Source organism: Streptomyces sp. NPDC048290 (assembly GCF_040652095.1).
Lineage (GTDB): Bacteria > Actinomycetota > Actinomycetes > Streptomycetales > Streptomycetaceae > Streptomyces.
In genome coordinates, this window is record NZ_JBEZLM010000029.1 from 65,673 (window position 1) to 88,895 (window position 23,223).

General features: G+C 69.2%; 16 protein-coding genes and 1 tRNA gene. 11 read left to right on the plus strand and 6 right to left on the minus strand.

Annotated features, from left to right (window positions below; all coding sequences use genetic code 11):
* Positions 1 to 17: 17 nt before the first annotated feature.
* From AB0D49_RS35515 to AB0D49_RS35530, 4 genes are all read left to right on the plus strand, one after another.
* Complete coding sequence (locus AB0D49_RS35515; protein ID WP_362766272.1) at positions 18 to 1,151, plus strand: restriction endonuclease subunit S; 1,134 nt, start codon at positions 18 to 20, stop codon at positions 1,149 to 1,151.
* Between the two features lie 151 nt (positions 1,152 to 1,302).
* Positions 1,303 to 4,857, plus strand: a complete 3,555-nt coding sequence (locus tag AB0D49_RS35520) for a type I restriction endonuclease (protein WP_362766146.1) — start codon at positions 1,303 to 1,305, stop codon at positions 4,855 to 4,857.
* A 5-nt stretch (positions 4,858 to 4,862) separates the two neighbouring features.
* Complete coding sequence (locus AB0D49_RS35525; protein ID WP_362766149.1) at positions 4,863 to 5,654, plus strand: SprT family zinc-dependent metalloprotease; 792 nt, start codon at positions 4,863 to 4,865, stop codon at positions 5,652 to 5,654.
* A 190-nt stretch (positions 5,655 to 5,844) separates the two neighbouring features.
* Positions 5,845 to 5,917, plus strand: a tRNA-Ser gene (locus AB0D49_RS35530).
* A 357-nt stretch (positions 5,918 to 6,274) separates the two neighbouring features.
* Here the strand turns inward: AB0D49_RS35530 and AB0D49_RS35535 are convergent.
* The 3 genes from AB0D49_RS35535 to AB0D49_RS35545 all read right to left on the minus strand — a co-directional run bounded on the left by AB0D49_RS35535 (position 6,275) and on the right by AB0D49_RS35545 (position 8,230).
* A complete protein-coding gene (locus AB0D49_RS35535; RefSeq protein ID WP_362766275.1) occupies positions 6,275 to 6,619 on the minus strand; it encodes an arsenate reductase ArsC in 345 nt (114 codons plus the stop codon).
* 61 nt (positions 6,620 to 6,680) lie between these two features.
* Positions 6,681 to 7,805, minus strand: a complete 1,125-nt coding sequence (gene arsB / locus AB0D49_RS35540; RefSeq protein WP_362766152.1) for an ACR3 family arsenite efflux transporter — start codon at positions 7,803 to 7,805, stop codon at positions 6,681 to 6,683.
* Complete coding sequence (locus tag AB0D49_RS35545; RefSeq protein WP_362766155.1) at positions 7,802 to 8,230, minus strand: metalloregulator ArsR/SmtB family transcription factor; 429 nt, start codon at positions 8,228 to 8,230, stop codon at positions 7,802 to 7,804. Before AB0D49_RS35545 ends, arsB begins: the two co-directional genes overlap by 4 nt.
* Before the next feature lie 99 nt (positions 8,231 to 8,329).
* On the opposite strand from AB0D49_RS35545, the gene AB0D49_RS35550 reads away from it, so the two are divergent.
* The 5 genes from AB0D49_RS35550 (at position 8,330) to AB0D49_RS35570 (ending at position 17,174) form a co-directional block, all read left to right on the plus strand.
* Positions 8,330 to 8,812 (plus strand): ArsI/CadI family heavy metal resistance metalloenzyme, encoded by a 483-nt coding sequence (locus AB0D49_RS35550; protein WP_362766278.1) that lies wholly within the window; start codon positions 8,330 to 8,332, stop codon positions 8,810 to 8,812.
* Between the two features lie 217 nt (positions 8,813 to 9,029).
* Complete coding sequence (locus AB0D49_RS35555) at positions 9,030 to 10,562, plus strand: hypothetical protein (protein ID WP_362766158.1); 1,533 nt, start codon at positions 9,030 to 9,032, stop codon at positions 10,560 to 10,562.
* Positions 10,540 to 11,382, plus strand: coding sequence for a hypothetical protein (locus tag AB0D49_RS35560; protein ID WP_362766160.1), 843 nt, complete (start codon positions 10,540 to 10,542; stop codon positions 11,380 to 11,382). The genes AB0D49_RS35555 and AB0D49_RS35560 overlap by 23 nt, the downstream gene beginning before the upstream one ends.
* Complete coding sequence (locus AB0D49_RS35565; RefSeq protein ID WP_362766163.1) at positions 11,375 to 16,057, plus strand: hypothetical protein; 4,683 nt, start codon at positions 11,375 to 11,377, stop codon at positions 16,055 to 16,057. The genes AB0D49_RS35560 and AB0D49_RS35565 overlap by 8 nt, the downstream gene beginning before the upstream one ends.
* Positions 16,029 to 17,174, plus strand: a complete 1,146-nt coding sequence (locus AB0D49_RS35570) for a DUF2399 domain-containing protein (protein WP_362766166.1) — start codon at positions 16,029 to 16,031, stop codon at positions 17,172 to 17,174. Before AB0D49_RS35565 ends, AB0D49_RS35570 begins: the two co-directional genes overlap by 29 nt.
* Positions 17,175 to 17,368: 194 nt before the next feature.
* On the opposite strand, the gene AB0D49_RS35575 is transcribed toward AB0D49_RS35570, so the two are convergent.
* Both AB0D49_RS35575 and AB0D49_RS35580 read right to left on the minus strand, forming a co-directional pair.
* Complete coding sequence (locus AB0D49_RS35575; protein ID WP_362766168.1) at positions 17,369 to 19,105, minus strand: bifunctional 3'-5' exonuclease/DNA polymerase; 1,737 nt, start codon at positions 19,103 to 19,105, stop codon at positions 17,369 to 17,371.
* Between the two features lie 207 nt (positions 19,106 to 19,312).
* Positions 19,313 to 20,041, minus strand: a complete 729-nt coding sequence (locus tag AB0D49_RS35580; RefSeq protein ID WP_362766171.1) for a Clp protease N-terminal domain-containing protein — start codon at positions 20,039 to 20,041, stop codon at positions 19,313 to 19,315.
* Positions 20,042 to 20,241: 200 nt separating this feature from the next.
* Here AB0D49_RS35580 and AB0D49_RS35585 point away from each other — a divergent pair, with 200 nt between their 5' ends.
* On the plus strand, positions 20,242 to 21,426 hold the full coding sequence (locus AB0D49_RS35585; protein WP_362766174.1) for a DUF2786 domain-containing protein: 1,185 nt from the start codon (positions 20,242 to 20,244) through the stop codon (positions 21,424 to 21,426).
* A 40-nt stretch (positions 21,427 to 21,466) separates the two neighbouring features.
* Here the strand turns inward: AB0D49_RS35585 and AB0D49_RS35590 are convergent, their stop codons facing one another.
* Positions 21,467 to 21,991 carry a DUF4232 domain-containing protein gene (locus tag AB0D49_RS35590; protein WP_362766177.1) on the minus strand — a complete coding sequence of 175 codons (525 nt, stop codon included), beginning with the start codon at positions 21,989 to 21,991 and terminating at the stop codon, positions 21,467 to 21,469.
* A gap of 59 nt (positions 21,992 to 22,050) precedes the next feature.
* On the opposite strand from AB0D49_RS35590, the gene AB0D49_RS35595 reads away from it, so the two are divergent.
* A partial coding sequence (locus AB0D49_RS35595) for an FUSC family membrane protein (protein WP_362766180.1) occupies positions 22,051 to 23,223 on the plus strand: 1,173 nt, incomplete at its 3' end.

Sequence of the window (23,223 nt, forward strand, 5' to 3'; positions counted from 1 at the left end):
AGGCCGGTGACGTTCGCATGGGCAAGCAACTTTCGCCTGCGAGTCGGAGTACTGCGGGGCAGTTCCCGTATCTGCGAGTCGCGAATGTCCATTTGGGGCGCATCGACTATGCAGACGTGAACACGATGAGCTTCAGCGGTCGTGAGCGGGAGGCATATAGCCTCAAGTCTGGCGATATTCTGCTGAACGAAGGGCAGAGCCTGGAACTCGTGGGCCGCAGTGCCATTTATGAGGGTGTTGATGGCGAGTACTGCTTTCAGAACACCCTGGTGAGGTTCCGGCCGAGCAGTCAAGTGTTGTCAGCTTATGCGCAGGTTATTTTCGAGCGTTGGCTCGCACGGGGCGTGTTCGCTTCTATTGCCAAGAAGACAACTAGTATTGCTCATCTCGGAGGTGAGCGCTTCGCGGCATTGGATTTTCCGATCCTGCCTCTTGCTGAGCAAGGGCGGATCGTTGAGATTATTGATGCTGTGAGGGCGCAGGAGCGTACGATTGAGGCGTCGATTACCAAGCTGAATGCTATGAAGGCAGGTGCGATCGAATCCGGGCTGGGTGCGATGGCGTGGGACTGCACCCTGGCAGATGCGGCCGATGGGCCAATTCGAAATGGATTCTCGCCTGTCGAGAGTGACACCTGGACTGGCGTTCAGATGTTGGGGCTTGGTTGTCTGACTCCCGCTGGTTTCAAGCCGGCTCAGCTAAAGAATGCGCCGAGCCCGGCCCTGGCGACTCACAGTGCCACGTTGCGGGACGGTGATCTTCTGATGAGTCGCGCTAATACGAGGGAACTGGTGGGGCTGGCAGGCGTGTATCGAGATGTAGGGACGCCGTGCATCTACCCAGATCTTATGATGAGAATTCGACCATCGGCTCGCTGTGCGGCACCGTTTCTAGCTGCTGTCCTGATGTCGACCCGTGCGCGTCGATATATTCGGGCAATGGCTCAGGGGACGTCGGAGAGCATGGTCAAAGTGTCGGCGGCAACGGTGCGAGGAATTCCGGTTCCGCTGCCGGATATCGGGACTCAGGCGCGGATGCTTGACCAGCTTCGCTCATTCTCGCGGCAAGTGCACCGAGAGTCCACGGAGTTGGCCAAGCTGCGGGCTCTCCGGGTGGGGCTTGTGGACGATCTGCTGGTCGGCAGCGCCTGACCGGGCCCACCCAAAGCGATCGGTGCTGGTCCAAAGCGTGACATATTCGCAGGTCAGCCATGTCCAATCTTGGAGGCCCCTCGTCCCTCGGCCCACCCAAGGCGCAGAATGGTTCATCCGGGGAGCGGGCGACGGACGGAAGGCACGGGGCGTGGTGGTGCAGGTGGAGCGGGACGAGGTGGAGCGGCCGATCGTCGCGCAGCTGGTGGCGATGGGGTGGACCCATGTCGCCGGCAAGGAGATCGACACTCTCGACGCCGTGACACCGCTGCTCGTCGACAAGCTGAGTGCCGCTCTGCGGCGCATCAACGTCAGGGCGGCCGACCGGAAGCCGTGGATGGACGACACGGACGCCGCCTGCTCTATCGCCGAGCTCGCGTCCGTCTCCCTGGGGCGGGGTGTCGCTCAGGCCAACTTCGACACCACTGAAATGCTGCTCAACGGCTATGTCCTCACCGGCCCGTCAGCCGAGCACGGCGGGGCGTCCGCCACCGTGCAGTACATCGAATGGCGCCCGGAGGCAGACCGGCTCGCGTTCAACGACTTCACCGTCGTCGATCAGCTCCGCGTCAAGAACAGTGCTGGGGAGGTGTCGATACTCGACCTCGTCCTGTTCGTGAACGGTATTCCGCTCGTCGCCGTCGAGTGCAAGAGCCCCGACCTCGCCGACCCCATCCGCAGTGCCGTACTCGACCTGCGGCACTACGCGGGCGATCCGATCGCAGACGACGAGCGTGACGGCAGCGACCTGCCGGTGCCCGCCGGGGTACCGGAGCTGTTCCGGACCGTGCAGCTGCTGGTTGCCGCCACCGCAGAGACTGCGTACCTCGGGACGATCACCTCCACGCCCGACCACTTCCACCCCTGGAGGAGCATCGAGCCGGAGAGCCCTGCCACGCTCAAGAGCGAGCTCCCGGAGCATGTAGGCAAGCTGAACGAGCGGCACAAGCTCGTCGGAGTCGTCCTGCGGCCGGCCGGGCTACTCAATGTCCTGCGCCACTACGTCATCCCGCTCCCCGTCGAGACCGAATCCGGCGGAACGCGGACCGTCAAGGCGGTGGCCCGGCACCAGCAGTACCGCGCCGCGGAGAAGGCCGTACACAGACTGCTCACCGGCCGGAAGCGTGGCGCCCTCGTACCCGACGACGAGCGCGGCGGGGTCATCTGGCATACCCAGGGTTCCGGCAAGAGTCTGACCATGACGTTCCTTGTGCGCCGGATACATCTGCATCCCCGGCTCAGTGAGTTCATGGTCGTCGTGGTCACCGACAGGACCCAGCTCCAGGACCAGCTGTCCGCGACCCTGAAGCTGAGCGAGTCCGACGTCGAGACCGCCGAGACCCGCACCCAGATGCAGGGGTTGCTGGAGGACGGCGGGCGGCGGGTCGTTTTCGCGATGATCCAGAAGTACGGCGGCGGCTTCACCTTCAAGGCGGAAGAGGGCGGGAAAGACGGGGACGACCGGGACCTCGCGGCGGAATACGAGGACGCCGAACGGTCAAGGAAGAAGGGCAAGGCCGAAGTGCCTCCGCCCGTGCCGAACTTTCCCGAGTGCAACACCTCCCCGGACATCCTGGTCCTGGTCGACGAGGCGCACCGTTCGCACACCAATACGCTGCACGCGGCCCTGCGCAAGGCCATCCCCAACGCGGCGAAGATCGGTTTCACCGGTACGCCGATCATGACGGGCCAGCTGGACGACAGCCGCCGGATTTTCGGCGGGGGTCGGGACCGGAAGTTCCTCGACGAGTACCGGATGTCGGAGGCCGAGCGCGACGGCGTCGTCGTACGCATTCGCTACGAAGGCCGAACCGGACAGGGCAAGGTCTTCGACAAGGACGGCCTCGACCGGAACTTCGCGGACCTGATCCAAGGCCTCACGGACGACGAGAAGCAGAAGCTGCTGCGGACCTCGCCTACTGCGCGTGATGTCGCCGAATCACAGCCGATGATCCGTGCCAAGGCCGAGGACATGCTGGAGCACTGGGTGACCTGGGTGCTGCCTGGGGGTGGCTTCAAGGCCCAGGTCGCTGCGGTCAGCCGGAGGGCGGCCGTGGAGTACCACCACGCGCTGAGACTCGCCCGCGACTCGCTGATGGTCGAACTCGCCGCATTCCAGCCTGAGTCGGTGACAGGTATCCCGCTAGAAAAGCTTCCCCGACGGCTGCGCTATCTCTACCAGGCCCACCAGTACCGTTCCCTGCTGCGCCGTATCGACTTCGTGCCCGTCATCTCCCCGGGCGAGGAGCGTAAGCGCCGCCAGTGGCTGCACTGGACCGAGGCGGAGCGGCAGAAGGCGTATATCAAGCGCTTCCACCAGGCGTTCCCGCATTTGCGGCCCGAGCCCGACTGGGTCATCAACACACCCTTCAGCCCCCTACACCAGGATGTTCCGCCGCAGGACGTCGCAGCTGATTTGCCCTGGTCACAAGGAGCGCCTGGGCAGCCGGCAGCGGCAGGGCCACCCGATCCTGTACACCCCGAGAGCCCGATCGCCTTCCTCATTGTGAAATCGATGCTGCTGACAGGTTTCGACGCCCCGCGCGAGCAGGCTCTCTATCTGGACCGGCCGATCCGCGACGCCGAACTGCTCCAGGCCGTCGCCCGGGTCAACCGGCCGATGCCAGGCAAGGAGGTCGGGTACGTCGTCGACTACTACGGCGTCTTCGAGCACCTGACCGAAGCGCTGGCCGAGTACCAGGACGCCGACGTCGACGACACGATGCTCAGCCTCTCGGAAGAGATCGACGATCTGGAACCGGCCGCTCAGGCCGTGCGGGACCATCTGCGTCTGCACGGGGTGAGCGATGCTGATCTCGCCGATCCCGCGAAGCTGGGTTCGGCCGCGCATGCCCTTGAGGACGAGACAGCACGCTTTGAATACGACGCCGTGCTGCACGAGTTTCTCGCCGTCCTGGAGCGCGTACTGCCGCATGAGCGCGGCCTGGAGTTCGTGGCCGATGCCCGACGCTGGGGCATGCTGCAGAAGCGTGTACGACGGCTCTACAGGGACGCACCGGGCGGTACGTTCACCCTGCGCCAGTACGGGCGCAAGGTCCGGGCGATGATCGCCGAACACTTGGAGGGGCCGGAGATCGAACAGGTCATCCCGCCCGTCTCGCTCACCTCGCCCGCCTTCGACGAGACGGTACAAGCCCTGCCACCGCGCGAGGCGGCCGCCGAGATGGGACATGCGCTGCGCTTCCACTTGGAGGAGCGGGTCAAGCGGGAGGATCCGGCGAAGTACAAACTCCTGTCCGAGCGGCTGGAGGAGATCCTGCGCGAACTGCCAGGCCGGTTCGACGAGCAGATCGCGGAGTTCGGCACGCTGATCGAGAAGGCCCGGCTGGAGGACGAGGAGGATCCGGCGCTCGCGGGGCTTAGCCCGTTGGAGCAGAAGGTGTACCGGCTCGTCGACCAGCTTCTGGAGGAGAACCCGGGGGTCGTACGCGGGCAGCCGGATGTTCGCCCGTTGGTCCTCGCGGTGTGCGACACGGCCGGGCAGACCATGGCCAAGGCGTCCTATCAGGGACAGAACCAGGACATCAACACGCTCGCGAACGGCATTGAGACCCAGCTGGTCAAGGGCGGCGTGCTGCCCTCGACCAGCGCGGACTGGTCGGTGCTCAAGGGCATCGCGCAGCGGCTCGCAGCGTATGCGGCGGACAACAAGCGGCACTTTCTCAGCAGGTCCAGGGAAGAATGAGCTGGGTGACCGTACTCGTCGATGACCGCGTTTCCCTGGCCTGTGAGGGGCTGGCCGAGGGGGATCTGCTTGCCGTCGATGGCCTGGAGCTGCGCGTGCGGGTCAGCGCCCGCCGTAAGAGGTTCGCTCTGACCGTGGAGCCGGACGCGGGTCTTACCGTGCACGTGCCCGAGGGGCGTCCAGCTGCCGACGCGGAGGATTTCGTTCGCGCACACCGGGCCTGGCTGGTGGAGAAGGTCGGGTTCAGCGAGCGGATCCGCCCGCTGAACCCGCCGAAGCGGCTGGTCGACGGTGAGTCCTTCCGGTATCTGGGACGGACGTACCGTTTGGCCGTCTCTGCGGACGCGCCAGCCGATGTCCGGGTTCGGCTGGTCGCCGGGCGTCTGGTGGTGAGCCAGGAGCAGGCCGATGACCCGGACCGGGGGCGAGGCGCTCTGATCAACTGGTACTGCCGTGCGGGGCATGCGTGGACGAGGGGACGTCTCCAGCCCTGGGCTGCCCGGATGGGGGTGGCCGAGCCTGAGGTGGAGGTACGTGACCTGGGGCGGCGTTGGGGGACGTATCGACCGGAGGAGGGCGGGCACGGGCCTGGGCGAATGAGCCTGGGGTGGCCCCTCTTCCAGTTGCCCATGCATCTCGTGGACTACGTCGTCGCCCATGAGCTGGCGCACGTTCGGGTACCAGGGCATCGGGCCGACTTCTGGCGCTTGTTGAGCTCGGCACTGCCCGAGTTTGAGGAGCGGCGCGCGGAACTCGATGAACTCGGACGGCGCATGTGGATGGGAGAGATCGGTTAGGGCTTGTGTGGTGTCTACAAGCAGGTGCGCTGTGTCGTGGACTGCGGGCAGTTGTCGCTCCCTGTACATCCGCTTGTGACGGCGGGAGCGCAAGGGGAGCGCGGACGCCTTTGGACGGTGCAACACGGACCGGCACCCGCCGGACCGGCACCAGTGCTCTGATCAGGCACAATGGCATCCGGCAACACCAGCCGACACGGCCCGTCACGATCTCTGGCGCACTCGTAATGCGTAGGTCTCGGGTTCGAATCCCGAAGGCGGCTCAGTTCAAAGCCAGGTCAGATCCGTTCTGACCTGGCTTTTCTCATGATCTGAGTCTCTTGGTGGCGAGGGAAGGCGTTGCGCGCGCAGGCGGGTGCCGTGTTGCTCACAAGCGGAGTCGAGGATGAGACCGCCGCCCCACGCACTGGGACGTTGTCGAGGAGGACGGCTGCGGTGGAACCGTGACTTCGTCGTTCCGTCGCCCGCTTCTCCGCGAACCGGACTTGCCCGGCGCGATGTTCCCAGTCTGATAGCAGTGCTGCCAGTAAGCCTGCCCGGATCGGGGCTGCTGCCGCTCGTCTCGCATCGCCGCGTGCTGATCATTCCAGCTGTGAAGGGCAATCCGAGGCCGGATGCTGCTAGAGCAGAAGCTCGGCCAGCAGGCCCCGGACACGCTGCTCGATCTCGTCGCGGATGGCACGTACAGGGTTGAGGGACTGTCCGGCGGGGTCGTCCAGGGGCCAGTCGAGGTAGGTCTTGCCGGGGAAGACGGGGCAGGTGTCGCCGCAGCCCATGGTGATGACGACGTCGGAGGCGTGGACGGCGTCGGGGGTGAGGAGCTTGGGGATGAACCCGGTCAGGTCGATTCCCTTCTCGGCCATGACCTCGATGACGGCGGGGTTGAGTGTGTCGGCGGGCTCCGAGCCGGCGGAGCGGACGTCGACCCGGTCGCCCGCGAGGTGCGTGAGGAACGCGGCGGCCATCTGGGAGCGTCCGGCGTTGTGGACGCAGACGAACAGGACGGACGGCCGGACGGGTAGGCGGTCAGACACGGTTGGCACCTTCGGCGAGGGAGGCGGCGGTCGGTTCGGCCACCGGAGCGGGAGTGGTGGGGAAGTAGCGGCGGACCCCAAGAGCGACATGGACCAGGCCGATGAGCACGGGGACCTCGATGAGCGGTCCGACGACCCCGGCCAGGGCCTGGCCGGAGGCCGCGCCGAAAGTTGCGATGGCGACGGCGATGGCCAGTTCGAAGTTGTTGCCCGCTGCCGTGAACGCCAGGGTCGTCGCCCTCGGGTAGCCGAGCCCCGCCGCCTTGCCGATGGCCATGGACCCGGCCCACATAGCGGCGAAGTACACGAGCAGGGGCAGGGCGATCCGGGCCACATCCAGTGGCCGGGAGGTGATGGCGTCGCCCTGGAGGGCGAACAGGATCACGATGGTGAACAGCAGCCCGTAGAGCGCGAACGGCCCGATCTGGGGCATCAGCCGTGTCTCGTACCAGTCGCGGCCTCTGGCCCTCTCGCCGATCCGGCGGGTGAGGTATCCGGCGGCGAGGGGGATGCCGAGGAAGATCAGGACACTCCCGGCGATCTCCCAGACCGAGATGTCGAGTCCGGTGGTGGCCAGGCCGAGCCAGCCGGGAAGCACGTCGAGGTAGAACCAGCCCAGCAGGCCGAAGGCGAGGACCTGGAAGACCGAGTTGAGGGCGACGAGGACGGCTGCGGCCTCCCGGTCGCCGCAGGCGAGGTCGTTCCAGATGATGACCATGGCGATGCAGCGGGCGAGCCCGACGATGATCAGCCCGGTGCGGTACTCCGGCAGATCCGGCAGGAAGATCCACGCCAGGGCGAACATCAGCGCCGGGCCGATCACCCAGTTCAGGACCAGCGACCAGAGCAGGAGGGGGCGGTCGCGGGTGACGGTGTCGAGTCGGTCGTAGCGGACCTTCGCCAGCGCCGGGTACATCATCACCAGCAGTCCGAGCGCGATCGGCAGCGACACCCCCGCCACCGTCACCCGCGCGAGCGCGTCCCCGAGGCCGGAGACGAGCCGTCCGAGGGCGAGTCCGGCGGCCATCGCCGCGAGAATCCACAGCGCGAGATAGCGGTCGAGGAACGGCAGCCGCACGTCCACCGGCCTGGCCGGGGCAGCGGTGCCGGACCTCACGCGTGGGTCCCGGCGTCTCCGTCGGGGCCGCACTCGGTCGACGCGGCGGGCAGAGGCTCGCCGCCGGGGCGGGTGAGGACTCCGGCGAGCCGGTCGGTGGTCTCCGGCAGCAGCCGGTAGTACACCCAGGTCCCACGCCGCTCGGAGGCGATCAGTCCGGCCTCCCGGAGCAGTTTCAGATGGTGCGAGATCGTCGGCTGGGACAGGTCGAACGCCGGGGTGAGATCACAGACGCAGACCTCTCCGCCCACGCGGGAGGCGATCATCGACAGCAGTCGCAGCCGCACCGGGTCCCCGAGCGCCTTGAACACCTTCGCCAGCGCCTCGGCCTGCCCCTGGTCCAGCGGCGCGGACAGCAGCCCTGGGCAGCAGCCCTCTGTTCCGACGACATTCCGACCGAGCACCTCAAGCTCTTGAATCGACATGCGTCTATGTTGACTAACTTCGATCCAAGGGGCAAGCTCGGACGCATGGCATCGATAAACATCGATGCAGCCTGGTCCGGGGAGATTGTCATGTCTGTCGTGTCCCGTGTTCAGCTCGCGCTCAACGTCGCCGACCTCGAAGCGTCGGTGACCTTCTACTCCAAGCTGTTCGGCACCGAACCCGCCAAGCGCCGCCCCGGCTACGCCAACTTCGCCCTCACCGAGCCCCCGCTCAAGCTCGTCCTCATCGAGGGCGAGGCCGGCCAGGACACCCGCCTCGACCACCTCGGCGTCGAAGTCGCCACCACCGGTCAGGTCACCGCCGCCACCGCCCGCCTCCAGGATGCCGGGCTCGCCACCTTCGAGGAGAACGACACGTCCTGCTGCTACGCCCTCCAGGACAAGGTCTGGGTGACCGGCCCTGGCAAGGAGCCCTGGGAGGTGTACGTCGTCAAGGCCGACGCCGACCGGATGGGCTTGGCTTCGGGTGTGGGGGCGAGCGCGGAGGGGTGTTGTGCCGGGACGGGGGAGGGTGGCGAGCCGGTGTCGGCCGACCTCGGCCGCGCCTGGAGACGACTCTGACGCCGACGTCGGCGGCGAGCACAAGGGGCGCGGCGCCATGGCCGAGGTGTCGTGAATGCCGAGCAGGGTGTTGATGCTGGTGACCCGGCGGAGCGGTGGCGTCTCACCCTGAGTTCCATGTACCGGTTCGGAAGAGACCAGTGGTGACAGACGTAGATCGGGCAGGTTGCGTGAACGCCGGGTGGCTCGGCGCAGCGCGATGCTAGCGTGACGGATCGTGCAGGACGACGACTCTCACCCGTCCCACTTACCCGACGAGGGACTGGCTCGCCGCGTCAAGGCACTCGCATGTACCGCGCCGTTGCAGGCTCTGGATCAACGCAAGGTATCGCTGGAGTGGGCGGATGCCTCCGTCTATCACATGGCGGAGATCGCCCTCCACATCATCGATCAGGTCACGATTGCGATGGATTTCGATGTCGGGGCCGATCACGAAAGAGTGCTGGAACAAGTGCGGCACTTCGTCGCTGCGCAGGCGCCTGAGCGCGGTGAGGCCGAGCATGCCCGGGTTGCCGAGTGGGTTCTTCAGCGGCTCATCAATGTCGGGACCGTCGAACGGGGATTCACCTGGCAGTACGGCCTCGTCGGTGATTCGGGGGCGTACGAACGGTTCAAGTTCGAATTCAAGCTGCTGGTGGAGCAGTCGGCCTCCGATGGGCGATTCTCGCTGCGGGCCACCGACGAGGCGATCAATGTTCTGGTCGGGGCGCTGGACACGGATGTGGAATCGGCGCAGATCGCCGCCGAGGTAAAGCTCGACCATCTGATCCGGCGCGGACGCCTCGCGGACGCCAAACTCGCCGCAGAACAGGCGCGTTACCGGACCGTGCAGTACGGGGAGACTCTGCGCCGGTATCTGGATGCCACGCGTCGGGATGTCCGTACGGTGGACTGGGAGCGGGTGGTTCCGGACTTGCTGCTGGCCGCGTTGCAGCACATCGAGGGCCGGTACGCGGCCGAGCACGCGATTCTGACCAATATCACCGCCGCGCGGGACGAGTCGGACGAGCCACGTCACAAGCAGCGGGCCGCGGAACTGGTGGACATCGTCCGGGATTGCATCCGTCGGCATATGCAGTTGCAGAAGGCAGTTCAGGAGGCCGGGAGCGAGTTCCGTGCGGAACAGGACCGGCAGTTGTTCTCGGGACGACCTCAGCGGGCCGCCCTCCATCTGCATGGACAATTGCTCGTGCCATTGCTCGGCCTTTCTGTCGGGCAGGCGGTGGGGCCGGTGGGCGACTTCTTTCGCGGAGGCGTCGCACCCGCACCCCCCGAGGTACTGACTCTCTCCTCCCTGGTCCACCGGCTTCTGCAACCGCCCACAGAGCCAGGACGTTTCGCCGGAGAGATCAGGCAGCCGGAGCTGGCCGCCACGCCGGAGCCCGAACTGTTCACACCGGAACACTTCCGGCTGGCCGGTGAGATCCTTCGGCTCCCCGACGGCTCGGCGCTGCTCAGCGATCTGCTGGCCGAGGCCCGGCGATATGAGCCACAAGTCGCCCGGCTGGTCATGCACCGGGCCGCGCACGCGTTCAATCCGCCGGTCGGGGACGCGGTGCGGGAGCGTATACCGGAAATGCTGGTCGCCGTGCCCACCGGAGAGCCGCTGCACAGCGCGGAGTTCGGCGGCGACGAATTGCTTCTGTCGACCGTCGGCGTGCTCGGTGCCGATGTCGCGCCAGACGGGTCGGACGGGCCGGACGCGGCGGACTACGAGGAGTTCGGTGATGAGATCCCGTTTCACGGATGAGGATGCCGAGCAGGCGGCCCAGCTGCTCGCCTTCGCGATGAGGCCGCGGCTGCTGCCGAGCCGGGACAACACCTACAAGGAATTGCTACGGCGCTTCCGCCACGACGGGCCGTTCCAGACGCTGACGACCCGGATCGCCACCGGTCTGGGGCTGACAGTGCTGGGGGAACACGAGGACATCGGGTTGGCACTCGCGGCGGTCGGTGGGTCTCCTTTCGAGACCAAGATGGAGAGTTATGCCCGCCGTACACAGCGGGACGGTGGATACGCGGAGCGCTTTCTCCACGGCATCATCCACCTCGCCATCGCCGCCGTCTGCTTTCCCCGCCCCGACGATCTGGCCGACGACGAGTACGTCGGCAGGGTCAACATCGACGTGGTCGACGCCACGGTCCGGGAAGCCTGTGACCGATTACGTGAGAAGGCCGCGGCGGAGGAGAAGCTGACCGATGTGCCCAGCGACGCTCCCGAACTGGAGTGGGCGTGGCACGTGTATGCGAATCGACCTGAGAGCTTTCCCACGAAGGATGAGCGACGGGCACCGAGCACCACCAAGGGAATGGTGTCCCGTGCCCTGAAGTTCCTCGCGGAGCAAGGATTCCTGGCACCTGTGAAGTCAGCCGGTGACGATGTCTTCGCGACCACCCGGCGGTATCAGCTCCAGGTGCGTGAGCTGGCCGCCACCAGTGCCTTCCAGGAACTGCTGGCCCTGGGCGTCGTCCCACCGGTCGCCCAGGCCGCGCATCCGGTGACCACAGAAAGGACCGCGAAGGCGCCGGCGGACGCGGAGACTGCGGAGGTGGTCGCGGAAGATGTATGAGCTCTCCCGCGTGCTGCTGCAATCCGTCGGCCCCCAGTCGGCACGGTACGAGAACGTCCTGCTGGATCTCAGCGGCGTCGGCGCCTCCATCGTCACCCGTCAGGCCGCGCTGTTCTCCCTGGAGGACGAGGAGCCCGTTCGACGCCCGTCCCCCGCCACGGTACTTTTCCTGGAGAACGGCGGCGGCAAGTCCGTACTGATCAAATTGATTTTCTCGGTTCTGCTTCCGGGGCGCCGCCAGGTCGTCGGTGCCAGTAATCCACGGACACTCGACGGCTTTGTCCTCGACGGAGATGTCTCGCACATCGCGCTGGAATGGACCCACGCACGCAGCGGTCGGCGTCTGGTGACAGGGAAGGCTGCCGAATGGCGGAACCTCAAGGCTTCCAGCGAGCCGTCGAACCTCATGGAACGCTGGTACCACTTCCGGCCCACGCGTGAGATATCCCTGGAGAGTCTGCCGCTCTCCGAGGACGGCAGATATCTGCGGCTCCGTGACTTCTTCGGTGAACTGGACGCCGCCCAGCAGGCAGATCCCGACCTGGAGTTCCGTGATTTCCGAATCCAGTCGGAGTGGACCGAGCGTCTCGTAGAACTGGGCCTTGACCCGGAACTCTTCCGCTATCAGCGGTCCATGAACGCCGGTGAAGGGGAGGCGGCGGACGTCTTCACCTTCGCCACCGACGCGGCATTCGTCGAGTTTCTGCTCTCGGCCGTCGTCCCCGTGGGCCCGGCCCAGGACCTGGCCGAACTGCTGCACTCGTACGGACACAAACTCGGCCGCCGTGGCGTACTGGCGCTGGAGCGGGACTTCGTGACCGGGGCGCTGGAGGTTCTGGAGCCGCTCGCCGCCACCCACGCCGCCGCCCGTGCCGCTCACGAGGCGCAGCGCACCGCCCGGCGGGAACTTGAGGCACTCGTCCGGCAGATCAAGGCGCGAGCGGCCCAGGAGGCAGCGGCGGCGGAGACCGGGGAGACCGTCGCCCGATCACTGCGTGAAGGTCTCCGGAAAGCGGCTGCCCAGCACGACGGGCTCGTGGCCACGGCCCGGGAGCTGGCGCGGCTGACCTCGCGGCTCAGACTGTCCGACGCGAAGGACGAACAGCAGCAGGCGCGCACAGCCTGGCAGCGCGCCCGCACCACCGAGAAGGCATGGGACGTCGTGCCCGTACTCGCCCGGTCTCTGGAGGCGAGGGCCGCCGCCCACCGGCTGCGGGAACTCGTCCGCCGGACCGAGGAGGAGGCCCGGCCAGCCATGCTGGCCAGGGACGCCGCCCTCAAGGCGTTCGTCGTCGCGCTACGCACGGCCGCGCGGGACCTGACCGAGCGGTCGGCAGTGGCGGAGCAGCAGGCGGAGGACGCGCGCCTGCGCGCCGAGCAGGCCCAGTCCGACCATGACATCGCCGTCGGCCGGGCGGCCGACAGGCACGCGGAAGCCAAGGCTCTCGACGGCCGGATCGACGAGGTCATGGCTGCCGTCGGCAAAGCCGTGCAGGAGGGTCTGCTCGCCGAGGGCATGACGGCGGCTGAGGGTGCCCGGTGGGCCGAGGAAGCCGTCCGCGAGAAGGCGGAGGCGGTCGCTGAGCAGGAAGCGGCGGCGGACGCGGCGGCCGAACTGCACGACAGCGCCCACCGGACCTGCCAGCAGGCCGAGCGGACATCCGCCAAGGCCGAGCACGCCCTTGACCTGGCCCGCCGGGAGTGGAACACCGCTGACGAACTGACCCGTGCGCTGGAAGCCGAGATCCAGCCCCTCGGGCTGTTCGATCTCGCCCGGCTGGACCTGGAGGCCGACGCACCGGCCCTGGCCCGCAAGCTCGCCCAGCGCCGGGACGCAGCCGAGACCGCGGCGGTCGAGGTCCGTATCGCGATGGCCCGCGACGAACGGGCCCGTCTCGCCCTGGAGACGAACGAACTGCTCCCTCCGTCCCCGGAGGCAGCGGATGTCTGTGCCGCGCTGCGTGACGCGGACATCGACGCCTTCACCGGATGGGACTACGTGGCCGGCCTGCCGCGTGTCGAGCAGCGCCGTCGCCTCCTCGCACAGGTCCCGCACCTGGTCACGGGCGTGCTGCTCAATGAGCCCGAACAGGCTCTCCGGGCCCAGGAGGTGCTGGCCGCCCGGAACCTGTGGCCCAGCACCCTGGTCGCGCTGGGTACCACCGTCGCGATGCACGAGCCCGCCGAACCGACCGGCCCCTCGCTGCCCGGCGTGGAGTTCGTGGTGCCACCCCACCCGGCCCTGTACGACGAGCGTGCCGCCGGTCAGGAGCGTCTCGCCCTCGGCCGCCGCCATGACGAGCACCGGTCCCGCCTCTCGGACCTGGATGCCCAGCAGCGGACGTATCTCACGCTCCTCACCCGCCTCGAGAGCTGGCAGCAGGAGTATCCGGCCGGGCGGCTCGGCGAACTGCGCGAGACCCTCGCGGACCGCGAACAGGTCCATGCCGCGGCCCAGGAGGCGCTGGCGGAGCGGACCGAGGACCGGGACCGGATCGCGGCACAGCTGAAGGCGGCGCGCGATGGCCTGCCGGTACTCCGCGACCAGCAGCGGAGTTGTGAGGCACGGTGGAACACGCTGCGCGGTCTCGCCGAGTGGGAGGCGCTGCTGCCCGACTGGCGGACGACCGCGGCACAGGCTCGGGTGGCGGAGGAGCGCGAGCGGGACGCGGCGTCGCAGGCGCGGGCGGATGCCGAACAGCACCGGGCCAAGCGGGCCGAACATGTACGTACCGCGGACCGGTTGCTCGCCGCGCTGCACCGGATGACCGCCGAACTCGACGCCCTGCCGGGCGCGGACACCATCACGGAGAGCGAGGTCACGGGGGCCCAGCAGCCGCTGCCGGTGCTGCGGCAGGCGTACGAGTCCGCGGTCGCCGAGTACGCGCGGGCCGCCGTCGGCGCCGAACTCCTCGTCGACCTTGAGCAGGCTGAGGCACAGGAGCGGGCTGCGGTTGACGACCTCGGCGAGCGGAGCGATCCGGAGACCCGGAGCGCCGCCCAGGAACTGCTGAGCGGTCCGGACGGCGTGGACGCCGAGAGCCGGGCCGCCGCCCGGCGCCGCGCGGCCGACGCGGTCACGGACTGCCAAACCGCCCTGTCCGCGACCGACGCTCGGGTCGCCGAACGCCAAGCGGCCCTCAGGGAGTTCCCGGAACCAGTCACACCCGTCGATCTCGAACCGTATGGGCCACCCCAGCACGTCACTCATGGACTGCGTCTTGTCGAACAGGCCGAGCACGACCGGGACGAGGCCGCCCGCGTCCGGCGGGAGATCACCCGGCAGAGCGAAGAGGCCGACTCCCACGCGGCCACGGTGCGCGGCTCCGCGACCCACTTCGCGGATCTGATCACCGTTCTGTCCCGGTCGGGCGAGCCGAGGGAGGACGACCTTCCGTTCGACGGCGGAGTGCCTGCGGCACGTGAGCGGCATGGCGTGCTGAAGCGTCGTCTCGACGAGATCGGCGCGGCGGCCGAGGCGGCGTTCACCAAGGAGCGGTCACTGGCCGACCTGCTCGTCGGCTATGCCGCCGAGGACCGCTTCGGGCCGCTCGCTTCGCCCAGCCGCAGCATCATCCAGACCTGTCCCCGGGCCGAGCTGCCCGCCCAGGCCGCGTCCTGGAGCGACACCCTCCGGCCCAGACTGCGCAGTCTCACCGTGGACCTGGACTCCATCGAACGGCACCGCAGGCAGATCGTGCTCCAGCTCAGCCAGCAGGTGCAGGACGCCCTGCGGACTCTGAGACGGGCCCAGAATCTCTCCCGGCTACCGAAGGGCCTGAAGGACTGGTCCGAGCAGGAGTTCCTGCGGATTCGCTTCAACGAGGTCCCCGAGCAGGCGCTGCAAGACCGGCTCGGCACCGTGGTGGACGATACGGCCGAAGCCGTCGCGGGCGGCAAGGAGGTGAAGCGGGACGGCATGGCGCTGCTCCTGCGCGGAGTGACCGAAGCTGTGGCACCCAAGGGCTTCCGGGTACGCATCCTCAAGCCCGACGCAGTGCTGCGCACGGAGCGGGTGCCGGTCTCCGACCTCAAGGACGTCTTCTCCGGCGGGCAGGTGCTGACCGCGGCGATCATCCTCTACTGCACCATGGCCGCACTGCGCGCCAACGAGAAGGGGAAGGTGCGTCACCATCGGCACTCCGGAGTCCTCTTCCTGGACAATCCGATCGGCCGCGCCTCGGCGAGCTATCTTCTGCGGCTCCAGCAGTCGGTGGCCCGCGCGCTGGGCGTGCAACTCGTTTACACGACCGGGCTCAATGATCTCTCCGTGCTGGACTCCTTCCCGCTGGTCATCCGGCTGCGCAACGACGCCGATCTGCGTGCCCATCGCAAGTACCTGACCGTGGTCGGTGACCTGCGCAAACACCTTCTCGAACCGCTGGAGGAGGGCGACTCTCCGGTGATCACATCCATCGGATACCACGCCCGGGGCGGCGCCGAGCGGGACAACGATGGTGACGTGCGGGGCGAACATGGTGAGCGGTCCGAGGAGGCCGAGGAGGCCGAGGAGGCCGAGGAGGTCGGCGGACCCGAGCAGTCCGTGGAGGCCGGCGGACCTGAGCGGTCTGAGGGGTCCGAGGGACCCGGGGAACTCGGGGAACCCGAAGGGCATGAGGAATCCAAGGCATCCGAGGAAGTAGCAGATGACCGCTCTGAGCCGTCCCGCACGTGACCTGACCGAGGCGCTGCGCGAGTACGTCCGTACCCGGAAGAAATGGGATGGCACGCACAGGACCAAGGTGCCGCGACAGGAACTGCTCCAGATCTTCCGCGCCGTACCTCGTTCGCTCCGCGACGGCGAACTGGAGTCGGCGGCCCTGCGCGGATACCTGGACGAACTGGTGGCCCATGGGGACATCGCCTTCATGGGCGGCACCGACGGAGAGCGAATCGCGCTGCCGCCCGGTGTCTGGGTGCTCCCGGACCATCAGGCCGTGCCACGGCCCCGGAAGGCCGTACCCGTCCCCGTTCTGCATGCCCGGACCCGCAGGGCGGCGAGCCATTGGGCCGACGCGCGTCCCAGGACCCGGGCCGGAATCCAGGGAATCAGCGACTGGTTCTTCTCCGAACCCGACATGACACCCGTGCCTGTTCGAGAGCGATCACTCGACATCTACGGCAGCCGCGCCTACTCCGGGCTCTTCGAGGCGGAGGAGAAGGCGCTCGACGAGCTGAGCGGCCCCTTCTTCTCGGACCGCGACGCGCTGTACGAGCTGCTGTGCACGTATCCGGTGCCGCCCCAACTGCTCACTGAGCGCCTCATCCCCGAGAACGACGGGTACTACGGGAAGATCGGCGACGGAGACATCCTGCTGGTCGTGGAGAACGTCACCACCTGCTGGTCCTTGGTAGAAGCGCTGGACGGACTGGACGACCACGCGGTCGGCTACGTGGTGTGCGGGATGGGGAACTCCTTCCTGGCCTCGCTCAGCGGCATCAAGATGCTTCGGCGCGGCAGGATCGCGGAGATCCGCTACTTCGGTGATCTCGACCCCACCGGACTGCGCATCCCCACCTCGGCCGCCAAAGAAGCCGCCAAGGACCCCGAACTCCCGCCGGTCCGGCTGGCACTGGGTCTCTACAGGGCGCTGCTGAGGATCGGCACCCCGCTCCCGCGCAAGGAGAAGCCGCTGCCGGTGACCAAGGCGGCCGAACTGGCCCGCGGGCTCGGGCCTGCGTACGAGGCACAGGTTGCCGCGCTGCTCAGCGGCTCGGATCGGCTTGCCCAGGAGTGGACCGGGCTGCGCTATCTGACGACCCATGATGACTGGCACGGGGATGTGTCCTGAGGGTCCACCCGCCTGCTCCCGGGCGCGGACGGCCGAATAGCCCCGATCGCTGGACGGAGTCGATGAACACTGCCTGCGGATCAGGCAGCACTCGTTCTGCCGGACCAAGTGCCCCCGCCAGACCGCCCGCGGCTGGACCGGGGAGCCGGACGCGCTCAGCCCCTCAACACCCCCGTCCAGCAACAGACCAGCCCCTACTTCGCCTCCGCGTAACACTCCACCACCGCCGTACTGAACGGAAACCGCACCGGCGTCTCCCCGAACGTCAACCGAGCCGCCACCCGCGCGGACTCGTGGATCGCCGCCACCACCGCCTCGGTCTCGTGCTCCGGGCAGTGCACGACGACCTCGTCGTGCTGGAAGAAGACCAGTTCGGCGGAGAGACCGGCGCAGGACTGGCGGAGGGCGGCGAGCAGGAGCAGGGTCCAGTCGGCGCCGCTGCCCTGGACGACGAAGTTGCGGGCGAAGCGGCCCCGGGCGCGGGAGTAGCGGGAGGCGTAGCCCGGCACCCACTCCTGGGTGGAGCCCGTGGCGCCCCCGGTCCGGGCGGAGCCGTCGGCGTCGCTCGCCCCCTCCTCGCCGTCGTCCATCGGGATTCCGGCCTCGTCCCCGATGTCGTCCCGCGACGAGCCCGCCGCCGGTGGGCAGGTGCGGCCCAGCCAGGTGCGGACCAGGCGGCCCTCCTCCCCGGCGCGGGCGGCCTCGTCGACGTAGGCGACCGCGCGCGGGAAGCGGCGTCTGAGCGCGGCCAGGTTCTTCAGTCCGTCGCCGCTGGTCTGGCCGTAGATCGCGCCCAGCACCGCCAGTTTGGCCTGGTCGCGGTCGCCCGCGAAGGCGCGGTCGGAGACGGACTGATAGAGGTCGGTGTCGTGGGAGGCGACTTCCATCAGGCCGGGGTCGCGGGAGATCGCCGCCAGTACTCTCGGCTCCATCTGGCTGGCGTCCGCCACCACCAGCCGCCAGCCCGGGTCCGCGATCACGGCCCGCCGGATCACCTTGGGGATCTGGAGACCGCCCCCGCCGTTGGTGACCCAGCGCCCGGTGACCGTGCCGCCCGCCAGGAACTCCGGACGGAACCGGCCCTCACGCACCCAGTCGTGCAGCCACGACCAGCCGTGCGCCACCCAGATCCGGTACAGCTTCTTGTACTCCACCAGGGGCTTCACCGCCGGGTGGTCGATGTTCTCGATCTCCCAGCGACGGGTCGAGCCGACCTTGATGCCCGCCTGTGCGAACGCCTTGATCACATCGGCCGGCAGATCCGGCCGCACCCGCCGCCCGAACGCCGTCGAGACCTCCTCCGCGAGCTCCGCCAGACGACGCGGCTCGCCCCCGCCCGCGTACCGCTCGCCCAGCAGTTCGTGGAGCACCTCGCGGTGGACATCCGCCCGCCAGGGCAGTCCCGTCGCGTTCATCTCCGCCGCCACCAGCGTTCCCGCCGACTCCGCCGCCGTCAGCAGCCGCATCCGGTCCGGGTGTTCCGCCCGCTCGTGCCGACGCTGCTGTTCGGCGTACACCGCGAGCAGGTCGGCCAGCGGGATCTCCGCCGACTGCGGTTCGAACAGGGGTGACTGTGTGCCCGGTTCCGCCGGTCGCGGCGGCAGGTCCGCCGGGACCGGGCCGCCTCGCAGCCGGGCCAGGGCCGCACCCGCCGAGCGGGGCTCCCCGTACCGCCCCTCGTGGCCGAGCAGCAGGGTCTCGGCGGCCTCGATGTCGTAGCACCGCTCTACTCGCACCCCCGCGGCGAGCAGTCGCGGATACAACTCGGCGGTGGACCGCCACACCCACCGCGCCACATCGGGCCGCTCCCGCACAGCTCCGGCCGCGTCCGCCTCCCGGCGCACCGGCCCGCTGGGCAGCCCGTCGGCGCCGAGGGGGGCGACCTCCACGCCACCACCCTCGACCGCGGCGAGTGCCCAGCGATCGGCCATGTCACGAGTGTGACACCCGAGTCTGACAGTGCCCGTGATGGGTTGTTTGGTGTGAGTTTGCGGCTTCTCGTGTCTAGGGTTTTTGGGTGTTTTTCTAGCTATATGACTGATATGTCTGGCTCCTGGTTCAGGAGTGTCAGCGCCGCAGCGCCCCGGCCCTCGCGGCTCGGCCACCCCCAGCGACCCGCGAGCCCGGCAACCCGGTCATCACTCGTTCCCGGCCCCCTCCGTGTACGCGGCCAGCGCCTTGGCCACGTACGCCTCCGTTGCCTCCTTCGTGATGCCGAGGCCGGACAGCACGCCGTCGCCGTGTTCGAACTCCAGGAGGGCCAGCAGGATGTGCTCGGTGCCGATGTAGTTGTGGCCGAGCCGCAATGCCTCGCGGAAGGTGAGTTCGAGGACCTTCTTCGCGTCCCCGGTGTAGGGGATCAGCTCCGGGGCCTCCTCGGCGGCGGGCGGCAGCCCCGCCGTCGCGGCCTGTCGTACGACGTCCAGCAGGACGCCCTGCTGGACGATCGCCTTGGCCGCCAGGCCGTCCGGGTCGGCGAGGAGGCCGAGGGCCAGGTGTGCGGGGTTCATCTCCGTGTTGCGCGCGGCCTGGGCCTCGTTGTGGCCCGCGGTGATCGCGTTCCGGGCGCGTGGCGTGTAGCGGCTGAAGCCCTGGCTGGGGTCGAGGTCCGCCGATTCCCTCGGGACGAACCGCTTCTGCGCGGCCTGCCGGGTGACGCCCATGCTCTTGCCGATGTCGGTCCAGGAGGCACCGGAGCGCCGGGCCTGGTCCACGAAGTGGCCGATCAGGTGATCGGCCACGTCACCCAGGTGCTCCCCGGCGATCACGGCGTCCTGGAGCTGGTCGAGCGGCTCCGGATGCACGGTCTTGATGGCCGCGATGAGGTCGTCGAGACGTACGGATGTGGTGATGGGGTTGGTCGCCATGTGTCAACCTTAGGTTGCGTTTCGTGGGGTGTCAACCGAAGGTTGACGGTCGGGTTTCTGGCGCCTGACGCCCACGCTTCACGCCCCGCGCCTCCATGTCCTGATGCCCGCGCACCCTCATGCCCTCATGTCCGCGCGTCCCCACATCCCTACGCCCTCCGCCCCCTCACCCCCTCCGCCCCCTCGCCCCCTTCGCCTCCATGCCCCCGCGCCCCCATGGCACGATCGAGCACGTGAGTACGTCCCCGCCCCCCACCGTCGACCGCGCCCTCGCCGCCCTCTACGCCCCGGACGGCGACGACACCGCCCTCGACACGGCGGCCTCCCTCCTGGCGGCCGATCCCTCCGCCGACGCCGAACTCGACCGGCGCGGGCGGGAGTTCGTCGCGGCGGCCTGGCGGCGCGGCTGGCAGCCCGCCGACGTCGTCCGGCTCGTGCGCCGCGACCTGGACGACACGCACACCCGCCTCCTCGCCGCCCTCATCCGCGCGCAGGCCCCCGACGACCGGCCGCGCGGACCCCGCTGGGCCGGGCAGCTCGACGCGCTGCCCGCCGGAGCGCCGCCCCGCGCGGATCGCTTCTCGCACGCCACCGCCGTACTGGAGCTGTACCGGCTGCTTCTGCGTCTGCCCGCCCTGGAGCCGCTGGACGACGAGGTGCGGGGTGGCGCCGCGGTCTCCGGGAGCGACGGCACCGGAGGCGGCGCCTCCTCGTCGCGGACCCTGGTCCGTATTCGCGCCCTGCTCGCCAAGGCCGAGGCCACCGGCTTTCCCGAGGAGGCGGAGGCGCTCACCGCCAAGGCGCAGGAACTGATGGCCCGGTACAGCGTGGACGAGGCACTGCTCGCCGCGCGGGCGCCCGCCCCCGACACGCCCGGAGCCTGCCGGATCGGCGTCGAAGCGCCCTACGAGCAGGCGAAGGCCGTCCTGTTGGACGCGGTCGCCGACGCCAACCACTGCCGCGCGGTGTGGAACGAGACCTTCGGTTTCTCCACGGTCGTCGGCTTCGAGGCCGACCTCACCGCCGTGGAACTGCTCTACACCTCGCTCCTGGTCCAGGCCGACACCGCCATGACCAGGGCCGAGGCCGCCCAGCGCAAGGGCGGGCGCAAGCGCACCAAGACCTTCCGGCAGTCCTTTCTCGCCGCCTACGCCCATCGCATAGGTGCCCGGCTCGCGGAAGCCGTCGAGACCCAGGTGAGCGACGATCTGCTGCCCGTACTCGCCACCCGCGCGGTCGCCGTCACCGACGCCGCCGACCGGATGTTCCCCGAGACCACCACGACCCGGCTGCGCGGTGTCACCGACGCGGACGGCTGGACCCAGGGGGCCGAAGCGGCCGACCGCGCGGAGGTCGTGTCCCGGCGAGGACTGCCACCGCGCTGAGAACGCGGACACATGTCGGGCGTTCGCGGCTCGCCGGCTCTCAGTCCCCCGCCTGCTGGAACGCGCTCACCGAAGCGTCCGGCACCCCGCCCTGAGCCGCGACCGGTCCGTAGGACCACGGCAGCTCCGTCCCCTGGTCGCCGCCGGGCAGGCTCACCCGCAGCTGCTTCGCGTCCACGCCCGTACCCCGCACATAGGTGACGGTGAAGGTCGCCGCCACATCCTTCGCCAGCGTCAGCTGCTGGGCCGTGGCGGCCTCGTCGGCCGGGACGTCCGCGGTGGTGTCACCGTCCTCCAGGCGCACACCCGGGAAGCCGTCCAGGACACAGTCCGGGCCCGTGTTGGTGAGCGTGACCGGGACATTGCCGGTGTCCCCGTCGGCCGGGGCCTCGGCGGCCGGACCGGCCTCCACGGTCAGGTCCCCGATCGCACAGGTACCCGCCTCCGACGCCTTCCCGTCGGTACCGCCACCGTCGCCGCTGTCGTCACCTCCGCCCCCACAGGCCCCCAGCAGCAGAACGCCCGTGAGGGCGAGAACGGTGAGCGGAAACGGACGCGCGCGCATGTACGGGTTCCCCACGGGTGGCCGATGACGATGGTCTGGCAGGAGCTTACGCTGGCCGAATGAGCTGGTTCCGGGCGTTGAGGGCCACCGTCCGCTCGGGGCTCGCGGTGGAGCGCAAGCGGCTGGAGCCGCTGCTCGCCCTGCGCGGCGCGGCCGGGCTCGCGATCACCATCGCGGTCTGTCTGTGGACGCTGGGCCCGGAGACCGCGGCGAGTTCCGCCTTCGGCGCGTTCCAGGCCGCCATCGCCACTTTCCAGCGCAGTTGGCGCCCGCGCCCCGAACTGGCCGTCGCGTCCGGCGCCAGCCTCGCCGTCTCCACCTTCCTCGGCTATCTCACCGTCTCCCATCTGGGGCTGTTCCTGACCCTGCTGAGGGTGTGGACCTTCGTCTCCGGGCTGAGCTGGGCCGCCGGTCCGACGACCGGTCTGATCGCCTCCTCCAACGTGGCCATGATGGTCGTCACCGTCACCCTGCCGACCTCGGTCGCCGACGCCGCCGTCCACGCGGCGACGATGATCGGCGGCGGCCTGGTCCAGGCGACCCTGATCGTGCTCTTCCCGGTACGGCGCTGGGGCGCCCAGCGTGACGCCCTCGCCGACGCCCTGGCCGCCGAGGCGGACTACGCGCGCAGGCTGCGGCACGACCCCAGGGCGCCCTTCGACCCGCTGCCCCTGATGGCCGCCCGCGACGCCGCCGCCGTCACCCCTCGCCAGGCCCGTCGCCGCCCCGCCGAACTGCACGGCGCCCGCGGCCTCGCCGAGCGCATCCGCCCGGTCCTCGCCTCCCTCGCCGATCCGGCGCTCGGCGTGCCGGAGGAGGGCCCCGCGCGGGACCGGGTCCGTGAGCTGCTCGCCGCCGCGGGAGCCGTCCTCGACGCCACCGCCGGTGCCATCCGCCAAGGCGAACCGGTCGACCTCCCGCCCGCCGCCGTCGCCGCCCTGCGTACCTCCGACACCGGCTCGCTCCTCAACGGCGCCCCCTATCGCGCGGCCACCCGGCTGGCCCGGCTCCTCCAGGACGTGGCGGAGACCGCCGAGACGACCGTGGGCGGCGGACACCGGGGGAGGACCCATCGGCCGAAGGCCGCTCCCGCGTGGGACGCCGTCCCCGGCCCGGACCAGTTCGCCACGCCCCGGCGGGGGAGGACCCATCGGCCGAAGCCCGCTCCCGCGTGGGACGCCGTCCCCGGCCCGGACCAGTTCGCCACGCCCCGGCGGGGGAGGACCCATCGG